At 51.4% G+C, this 8,307-nt stretch carries 11 protein-coding genes and 1 tRNA gene; 4 read left to right on the plus strand and 8 right to left on the minus strand.

Annotated elements, in window-relative coordinates:
• Nucleotides 1–147: 147 nt before the first annotated feature.
• Entirely contained in the window at nt 148–624 is a 477-nt protein-coding gene (locus HY768_02365) for a phage integrase N-terminal SAM-like domain-containing protein (GenBank protein ID MBI4726063.1), read from the plus strand.
• Nucleotides 625–673: 49 nt separating this feature from the next.
• Complete coding sequence (locus HY768_02370) at nt 674–1,129, plus strand: tyrosine-type recombinase/integrase (protein MBI4726064.1); 456 nt, start codon at nt 674–676, stop codon at nt 1,127–1,129.
• 63 nt (nt 1,130–1,192) lie between these two features.
• On the opposite strand, the gene HY768_02375 is transcribed toward HY768_02370, so the two are convergent.
• Both HY768_02375 and HY768_02380 read right to left on the minus strand, forming a co-directional pair.
• Nucleotides 1,193–1,915, minus strand: a complete 723-nt coding sequence (locus HY768_02375) for an ABC transporter ATP-binding protein (protein ID MBI4726065.1) — start codon at nt 1,913–1,915, stop codon at nt 1,193–1,195.
• Nucleotides 1,916–2,060: 145 nt separating this feature from the next.
• Nucleotides 2,061–3,251 carry an ABC transporter permease gene (locus HY768_02380; protein MBI4726066.1) on the minus strand — a complete coding sequence of 397 codons (1,191 nt, stop codon included), beginning with the start codon at nt 3,249–3,251 and terminating at the stop codon, nt 2,061–2,063.
• A 66-nt stretch (nt 3,252–3,317) separates the two neighbouring features.
• Between HY768_02380 and HY768_02385 the strand changes: the two genes are divergently transcribed.
• Together HY768_02385 and HY768_02390 are read left to right on the plus strand one after the other, a co-directional pair.
• Complete coding sequence (locus HY768_02385; GenBank protein MBI4726067.1) at nt 3,318–3,614, plus strand: hypothetical protein; 297 nt, start codon at nt 3,318–3,320, stop codon at nt 3,612–3,614.
• Nucleotides 3,595–4,074, plus strand: a complete 480-nt coding sequence (locus HY768_02390) for a HEPN domain-containing protein (protein MBI4726068.1) — start codon at nt 3,595–3,597, stop codon at nt 4,072–4,074. The genes HY768_02385 and HY768_02390 overlap by 20 nt, the downstream gene beginning before the upstream one ends.
• 50 nt (nt 4,075–4,124) lie before the next feature.
• On the opposite strand, the gene HY768_02395 is transcribed toward HY768_02390, so the two are convergent.
• The 6 genes from HY768_02395 to HY768_02420 all read right to left on the minus strand — a co-directional run bounded on the left by HY768_02395 (nt 4,125) and on the right by HY768_02420 (nt 8,115).
• A complete protein-coding gene (locus HY768_02395) occupies nt 4,125–4,682 on the minus strand; it encodes a cation transporter (protein MBI4726069.1) in 558 nt (185 codons plus the stop codon).
• A 190-nt stretch (nt 4,683–4,872) separates the two neighbouring features.
• Complete coding sequence (locus HY768_02400; GenBank protein ID MBI4726070.1) at nt 4,873–5,514, minus strand: hypothetical protein; 642 nt, start codon at nt 5,512–5,514, stop codon at nt 4,873–4,875.
• A 55-nt stretch (nt 5,515–5,569) separates the two neighbouring features.
• Nucleotides 5,570–6,769 carry an Rrf2 family transcriptional regulator gene (locus HY768_02405; protein ID MBI4726071.1) on the minus strand — a complete coding sequence of 400 codons (1,200 nt, stop codon included), beginning with the start codon at nt 6,767–6,769 and terminating at the stop codon, nt 5,570–5,572.
• A 10-nt stretch (nt 6,770–6,779) separates the two neighbouring features.
• Nucleotides 6,780–7,277, minus strand: a complete 498-nt coding sequence (locus HY768_02410) for a FixH family protein (GenBank protein ID MBI4726072.1) — start codon at nt 7,275–7,277, stop codon at nt 6,780–6,782.
• Nucleotides 7,278–7,629: 352 nt separating this feature from the next.
• Complete coding sequence (locus tag HY768_02415) at nt 7,630–7,881, minus strand: hypothetical protein (protein MBI4726073.1); 252 nt, start codon at nt 7,879–7,881, stop codon at nt 7,630–7,632.
• A 158-nt stretch (nt 7,882–8,039) separates the two neighbouring features.
• A tRNA-Glu gene (locus HY768_02420) sits at nt 8,040–8,115 on the minus strand.
• Nucleotides 8,116–8,307 lie beyond the last annotated feature (192 nt).

Raw genomic sequence — 8,307 nt, forward strand, 5'->3', positions numbered from 1 at the left:
TGCGTGATCAGTCAAAAGGTTTTACCTTATCCCGTATTGTCACATTAACAAAACGCCAAGAACGCATCCTTAAAGCTGTATCTCCTCAGCTCCTCAAAGGACTGTAGTGTATATTTATGCTACGGAATTCAGGTATATAATTATCCCATGACACTAAAAACCGCAATAGCCAACCCGCCAAAGCTGTTCGACCAGGTTCGCATAGAAATCCGTTTGCGCCATCTGTCTTACCGCACCGAACAGGCTTACGTTCACTGGGTCCGCCGGTTCATCCTGTTTCATGGCAAGCGCCATCCCCGTGAAATGGGAGCGTCCGAGGTGGAGACTTTTTTGACGCACCTGGCGGTCGATCTCAAGGTGTCGGCCAGTACTCAAAATCAAGCGTTGAACGCCCTGGTGTTCCTGTACCGGCATGTGATCAAGAACGATATCGGCGAGATAGAAAATATGGTTCGCGCCAAACGTCCTGTCCGCGTTCCCGAAGTCCTGAGCAGGGAACAAGCGTTACGCATACTGGATGCCATGACCGGTACGCCGCAACTGATGGCCCGCCTGCTGTATGGAACCGGCCTGCGGCTGATGGAATGCTTGCGTCTGCGCGTTAAAGGATATTCACTTCGATAGGAACGAGATTATCGTACGTGATAGCAAGGGCGGTAAGGCCCGTCGTACCATGTTGCCATCATCGTTGAAACAGCCGTTGGAAGAGCATTTGCGCCGCGTCCGGATGTTGTACGATGAGGACCGCCGCAATCGGGTGGCGGGGGTGGAACTGCCATATGCACTGGAGGTCAAGTATCCAAATGCCGGAATTGAATGGTCCTGGCAATGGGTCTTTCCGGCGCGGGGCCTTTCGCGCGATCCTCGCAACGGAATACTCCGACGGCACCATACCGTGCCCGACAGCCTGCAACGCGCCGTGAAAGCGGCCGCCCGCCTGGCCAACGTCCCCCAAAGAGCCAACTGCCATGTCTTCCGCCACAGCTTTGCTACTCATCTTCTCGAAAGCGGCTACGACATACGGACTGTGCAGGAACTCCTGGGCCACAGCCATGTCACTACTACCATGGTTTATACCCATGTGCTCAAACAAGGCGGTTTGGGCGTCCGCAGCCCGTTGGACCGATAACGCCGGTCAAGTTAAAAAGCCGCAGCAATTAGTTGCGGCTTTTTAATGCTTTTAAACATGTTCTCAGGCGCATCTCTCGTCCGGCACGCAAGTCTCGGGCCCGTCATAGACCATCCCGTCGCGCAGTTCCACCGAGCGGTGGGCCATCCGGGCCAGGTTGGGATTATGGGTGACCAGGATCACGGTCAGGCCTTCCCGTTTGTTCAGTTCTCCCAGCAGCACCCCGATCTCGCTGCTGCGCTTGGTGTCCAGGTTGCCGGTAGGCTCGTCGGCCAGCAGGATCCGGGGCTTGTTGACCAGGGCCCGGGCGATGGCCACCCGCTGCATCTCGCCGCCCGAGATCTGCCCCGGCAGGTGATGCCTGCGGTGGTCGATGCCCAGCATCTTCAGGATCCCGTCCACCCCCTGCTCGGCCCCGGGCTTTTTGTAGAAGGTGAAGGGCAGCGCCACGTTCTCCAGCACGGTCAGGGTGGGGATCAGATAGAACTTCTGGAAGACGTAGCCGAACAGGTCCCGGCGGACCCTGGTCAGGTCGGCCTCGGACAGGGTCTTGCCCTCGGAAAAGATATCGCGTCCATCCACCCGCAGGCGCCCGGTGCTGGGATTGTCCAAACAGCCCAGGATATTGATCAGCGTGGTCTTGCCGCTGCCCGAGGGCCCGACGAAGGAGATGAACTCGCCCGGCTTGATGGAAAGGGAAACGCCGTTGACGGCCGGGATCTCTTCGCTGCCGCGACGGTAGATCTTTTTCAGATCGTGGGCTGCGATGGAAAATTTATCGGTCATGATCAGTCCTTGTTTTTTGCCTGGTTCATGTTGGCCGTCATCACGAGACGGGTAATCTGTATTTGCGGGCGAAGTGATCCGGCAATATGGATTGCGTCGTTTGTCGTGGCGGGAAGGACTCCAATGACACTACCAGAGCGTTGTCTCAATCCGTCTCGCTGCGGATGGCCTCCAGCGGCCGGACCCGGCCGGCCCGCCATGAGGGATAGATGCCGCTCACTAAACCGATCAGGGTCACTACCCCGAAGGTCAAAAGTACCAGCGAGGCGTCGATCCGCACCAGGCCGCCGGTGGGGGTGTAGGGCAGCAGGCCCCGGATCAGGGCCTCGGTCAACTTGGCGGTCAGCAGGGCCAGGCCGGTGCCGATGAATCCTCCCGACAGGCACAGAATCAGGGTCTCCAGCCAGATCAGCTTGAAAATGTCCGAGGCCATGGCCCCCATGGATTTCAGTATCCCGATCTCCTGAAGGCGCTCCATAACCGACATCAGGATGGTGTTGACCACCCCGACGATGGCGATCAGGATGGCGATTACCGCGATGGAGAAAACCATCACCTTGGCGGTGGAGACCAGGGACATGATGGTCTGCTTCACCTGGGCCAGGCTGACCACCTGCACGTCCGGCAGGGTGTACATCCGTTCCTCGAACTTGGCGATGTTGGCTTCCTTTTTGATCTTGATGCCGATGCCGGTCAGCTCGCCCTGCCGGCCGAATATTTTCTGAGCGGTGCCGATCGGCAGGAAAATAGTGCCGTCATCCTGGGTGCCTGAACGTTTGTGGATGCCGACCACGGTGAGCTCGACGTTCTTTTCCGGGATCAGGTATTTGTCGCCGACCTCGCGCTGCTCCAACTCGGCCGCCTCGTAACCCATCACCGCCTCGTAAGCGTTGGGATCGGTAAACCATTTCCCCTGCTTGAATTCCAATACGGTTTTCATGGCGGGAAAGGTGGCCGGGTCCACGCCAAGAAAGGCGGTGATCCCGCCGCTTTCGCCCTTGTTGGGGTCGAACACCGCCTGCATCAGCATCAACGTCACCTTGTCCACTTCCGGCTGTTTGGCGATGGAGTCGGCGATGGCGGATTTCAGGTAGCGCAGGCCGGTGCCGCCTTTCAGCATCAATGTAGCGGCCTCGTAGGGACAGCCCTTGGCGGTGACCAGCATCTGGAAGCCCAGGTTGTCGATGTCCGAATTGAGCGAGGCCTCATAGCCTTTGTTGAAGCCCAGCAGGCTTATCAGCACCCAGGCGGCCAGGGCGATGCCCACGATGGTCAACCCGCTGCGGGATTTCTTGCGCAACAGGTTCTTGTAGGCGACTTGGAAAATGTTGATCATGTAAAATCTCTTATATATATTGACATAATGTTTTAAATATATTATAATATAAGCGAGGTAAATTAAATGGCTTATATAAGATACTCACCGTTAGGAAGACGCGTTGACTCTCAAAGAGAATATTTTGAGGATTTAATTCTCAAAGTTCTTTTTGATGCATATTTTGGTATGTTCAGCAATGCAGACATACCAGTGAGTCTAAGACTTTTAAGTCAAAGCGCTGGGTTAGACATCCAAAGAACCCGCGCTATTTGTGATTATCTTGTTAAAAAGAGCTTGGTTGAGCGCGTTATAAGCGGGCAGCAGCCTTTTTATAAAATTTCTCCAGAAGGGATTAGGCTTGTTGAAATCGAGCAAAGATAAATATTATCCAAAATTTTATCACGATGATTGGATAAAACAAGCTGATCGTGATTTCGAAATTGCTAAGATAGCCTTTACTAAGCGCTATTATGAATGGGCAATATATGCCAGTCAACAAGCATGTGAAAAAAGTTTAAAGTCAATACTTCATTTACTTAATCAAAAACATGAAATATTATTACAAACTCATTCAATACAAGATTTAATTGATTTATTGCCTACCGAATTCTCAAAATTTAACAAATATTTAAAAAGTAACAAAACACCTAACAAATTGTGTGCAACAATTGACCAACATATCACCCGATGTAGATATCCCGTGCCGTTTAAGAAAAATTCCTCTCCCGGTGCTATATATAAGAAGAAAGATGCAGAGGAAGTGATGAATATCAGCAGAGACATCATAGAGATATGTAAAGCACACATATCCAAAATTGAAATTTTGTTTAATAATATCTAACGCACTATAATCTCGATTGGTTGTTCCCTCATCTTTGATGAGGGATTTTTTTATCTTCCGCAGCAGCACCCGTCGAACTCCTTTTGGAACGAGGCCCGGAGGTTTTCGCTGCCCTCGCGCAGGATCAGCAGTGCGATGATGATGGCGGCGGCGGTGTCCGCCCACCAGATTCTGGTCAGGTAATAAATGCCGCTTCCGATCAGCAGAACAACCGACAGCCAGATGCAGGCCAGGGAGCAGACTGCGTCGCTTTTCAGCGCCTGGCTGTCAAGAGCCTTGGCCGCCCTCATCTTGGAAGCATCTAGCCAGAACATGAATGACAGCGAGGCCAGCGAGACAACGATTCCGGGCAACGCGGTCTCGGGATGGACATGGTTGACCAGCCGGAGCACCGAGGTGATCACAATCACCGCGGTCAGCAGCACGAACAGGATGCCGATGCCACGGGTGGCCAGCCGCTCGCGCTCCACGGCTCCCGCTCCGTTCCCGAATTCACGCCGCAGCCGCCACAGGATGATCACGGCGGAAAACACCTCAATAAAGCTGTCAAGCCCGAAGCCCAGCAGGGAAATGCTTTCATCGGAAGTGCCTAAGACGATAGAAACCATTCCCTCAACAATATTGTAGATAATGGTAAACCAGGCCAGATAGCGGGCCGTTTTTACTGGGTCGCTCACGTTCTCCTTGAGGTCATCGCGAGACGGGCTCCTCTTGTTTGCCGGCGAAGCAATCCGGAATGAGTCCGGTTGATTGCGTCGCTGGTGCAGGCGGAATAGCCATACTCGCAATGACAAACGCTCAGTTTGGCCTATAGTATTTCAGGTACCTGTTTCCCAGCAGGAACTCGTCCACCAGGATCAGGTTCTTCTTGACTGCCCGCAGGGCGGCCATAAAGTCCGAAGCAGCTTCGGCCGAGGGATTTTTGATTGCCGTGATCCTATCGGCCCCGTTTTCCTTGCCACTGACCACGTCGTATTTGTAGAAATCCTGCAGGGTCAGTCCGGCAAATTGTTTGCCGAACGAGGGCCGGCGCAGATTGGATGCGGCCTTGGAGGTCAGTTTTTGAAAGTACAGGGTCTTGATCACCCCGGCCGTGTCCAGCACCAGAAAGACCTGGATCCCGCCGTACTGTCCTTTCTGGTTTACCCCGTGGATGTAGCCCAGCAATTCCTTTTTCCTGAAAACTCGGTACATGGTGTAGGGAACATCGCCGGTCTCGAACAGGCCCTGGAACTTGTCGCCCAGCCGCTGCTCGATCTTAACCAGCAGCGAATCGCCGCCCTTCTGGGAAATGGAGACGTACTCGGTCTTGTAGCCGGTGGAACCGGGGAACAGCCTTTTGACGTCCTTGTCCGGATCGTTCAGGTCGCAGCCCACCGCGGCGAACAAAGACGTTCCCAGCGCCAGGACCGCCAGAATTGTGAGAAATATTTGTTTCATAAAACCTTTTGACCCCTCCCTTTCCCTCCCCGATGCGAGAGGGAATTGTAAGATGTCATATCTTGTGGTACCAGTATAATTGGGCTATGACCCGGGTGTTTTCGTCGTCAATTTCCACCATGCTGCGGAGAGCCAAATCGGCTGTAATCTGATAGCTTCCAGCCAAAGTCAGCATTCCGTTGCCCCATTCCCCCAGCATCCATCGGTTCTGCACCTCCAACTTAAGCCGGTTCTCGTCCAGCAGGTTGGCAGTTAGCCGGTGAAAAATAACATAATCCGAGACATATTGGTTTTGAGGATAGTTCCATGTCTTCCGGGACCAGATAAATTCCAGCCGGTTTTCCCAACGATTGCTCAACAGTATGGCATCTGTTCCAATCATGGCAGTAGGGGTGGGATCCATAGGCATTAGATGATAACCCATGGCCTCGAGATTCTTTCCGGATGAGGCCGAAAGCCCGAGATTGTAGTTCTGCTGGTTCAAATCACCCTTGGATACCCGGCCCGAGAGCATATAGTTTCCCCTTAAATACAAAGGCATGCCGGAGCCGGTGGTGGCCGACAAGGCCAGATTGCCGGACTCGAAGTCGCGGTAGTAACCTGCGCCCCAGTCCCGGTCGTAGCCGAAGCCATACATGGACAACGGCTGCAGCAGAGTGCCGTGGTTGTCCAGATACGAGGAAAACCCGAAGGACGGCTTGTTGTGGCCCAGCCAGAAATCCCCGGGGCCGGTCTTGAGCTTGAAGTAGGCGTTGTACAGCTGGGGCTCAAGATCGTAACGGCGGCTGGTATCATATGAAACTCTGGCCTGTATAGCCAAAATGCCCCAGTCGCCGCCCTCGCCGGAGAACCGTTGCAACAGGTCAAAGCCGATGCTTGGTTTCTGCATGGGGTCCCCAGGCATCATAGAATACCAGAAGATCTCATTTTCCCCGGCGCTATTAGCATAACTGGCCACGGCCTGGGCCTCGAGATAGAACAGGCGGGAAGAACCATAGCTGGTTGCCGTCAATCCTCCTAATATAAGGAACGCGATTAGCACATGTTTCGATGTCAGGGTATACCCCCCGTTGGTGCCGCGACCAGCTCTTATTAATCGGTTCCTCCGCAACTGGATAACCAAGCGACTAAGATATTTCCCCGATATTTGCTGGGTCTCGGCGATTTCCCGCAACGGGACGAGCCGCTTTCCATTACTCCCGGCCAATTGGATCATCAATCGCAGGCCGTAGCGTGAACGGGTGGAGATCTTCACGGTCGTTTATCTAGATTTTTTGGTTGAACCAGCCGGTAAATACCGTGGAAGTATCACGCAGGAATGATAAGTTTATGCGCCACACGCCAGGCATGACGAAATCGACCGGAAGCAGATAGACATTATCTTTGTTTAGCTTGAAGGTATCTAAAACATCATGGGCATTCCCCATTGACGGCATCCCGCTATGCCCTGTAATCCGGTAGGCAGTGCAGGGCTTACCGTCTTTCGTATAAACCTGCACGCGGAGGATAGACGTGCCCATCTTGGGCTTCTTGGCGAAACGATAGGTGAAATAACACTCTTCACCGATCTTTATTTTCTGTCCGGCCTCAGATAATTGACCGGGAGCTGGCGCAGTTGGTTCTTTCATATCATGCTGCTGTGACATGGCCTGACAATCCATATTACTCATACTGGACGAACCGCAACACTGGCTATATGCCGGCCAGGCGACGATAACGAGAACAGCGATGACACATATGAATGAGAATAATGGTTTAGACATGGCATTCCCCTTTCATTATTTTGAGAGGATTGTTGTTATAACGATTTACTACCAATATGGTAGTAAATAACGGTAAAAAAACCTTTAAGAGGTTTCCAAATTAGACTACTTGGGTCGGGAAAAGGTTTAATGAACTGGACCGGCTGGGGCGCTGTAGCCCACAATTTGAAGAAAACCAGCCAACCAATGAGGGCGATGGGATAAAAATATGAAAGAAAAGAAAAAATGAATTTAGGGAATGGTGTATTAATGGCTCATATTAGCGTCTGGTTTTCGATGGCTAGTTTTTCAGTGGGAACGATTTATGAATTGATCCACCGTAATCATAATGCCCTTTGATATGGGTATTTGATTATTGAAGTTCATATATTAAAAGCGTTTCAAATTTCATGCCTCTTATTTCGCCAAGCAAAAAGAAATCTCGTTGAATAATTTGTCCTTTTTTCAATAAAACTTCTTCTATTGCTGTTTTGGGCTTTTCATCTTTCAAATTGTTCTGGAATGAACTGTTCTGTTGTGCCATCACAACGCAAGAAAATAAAACTACTATTGTTACTAAAAAAGCACCTTTCTCATGAATCTCCCTCCTATTTATATGTTTCATTTAAAATATCATACATCTATCTAAGATTCAAGTCAAGAAGTATTTATTGCTGGGTTAGGGCTGTTTTTAAATACTACAAAAACAATTCTTCTGATTCCCTGTGTTGCCGGACAACAAAAAATCCCGGGCAAAATCACCGGGGGTTCTCTTAACAAACATGGTAGCGCTACGGGGAATCGAACCCCGGTTTGATGGCTGAGAACCACCCGTCCTAGGCCACTAGACGATAGCGCCGCTGTAGATATACATTTTATTATATTATGTCCTAAAAGTCAAGCCGCTCTTTTGCCCTTGTATTTGCCGCCGTTTGGGTGTATACTTACTGTAAGACGGCGGTCATTCAACCAAGAAAAAGCCGCGAATGTCCTTAATCCACAAATAGGGAAAACCCCAAGAGATGATGAAGAGTTTTAAACGGGACGGCAA

It is taken from the genome of candidate division TA06 bacterium (genome assembly GCA_016208585.1).
GTDB lineage: Bacteria > Edwardsbacteria > AC1 > AC1 > EtOH8 > UBA5202.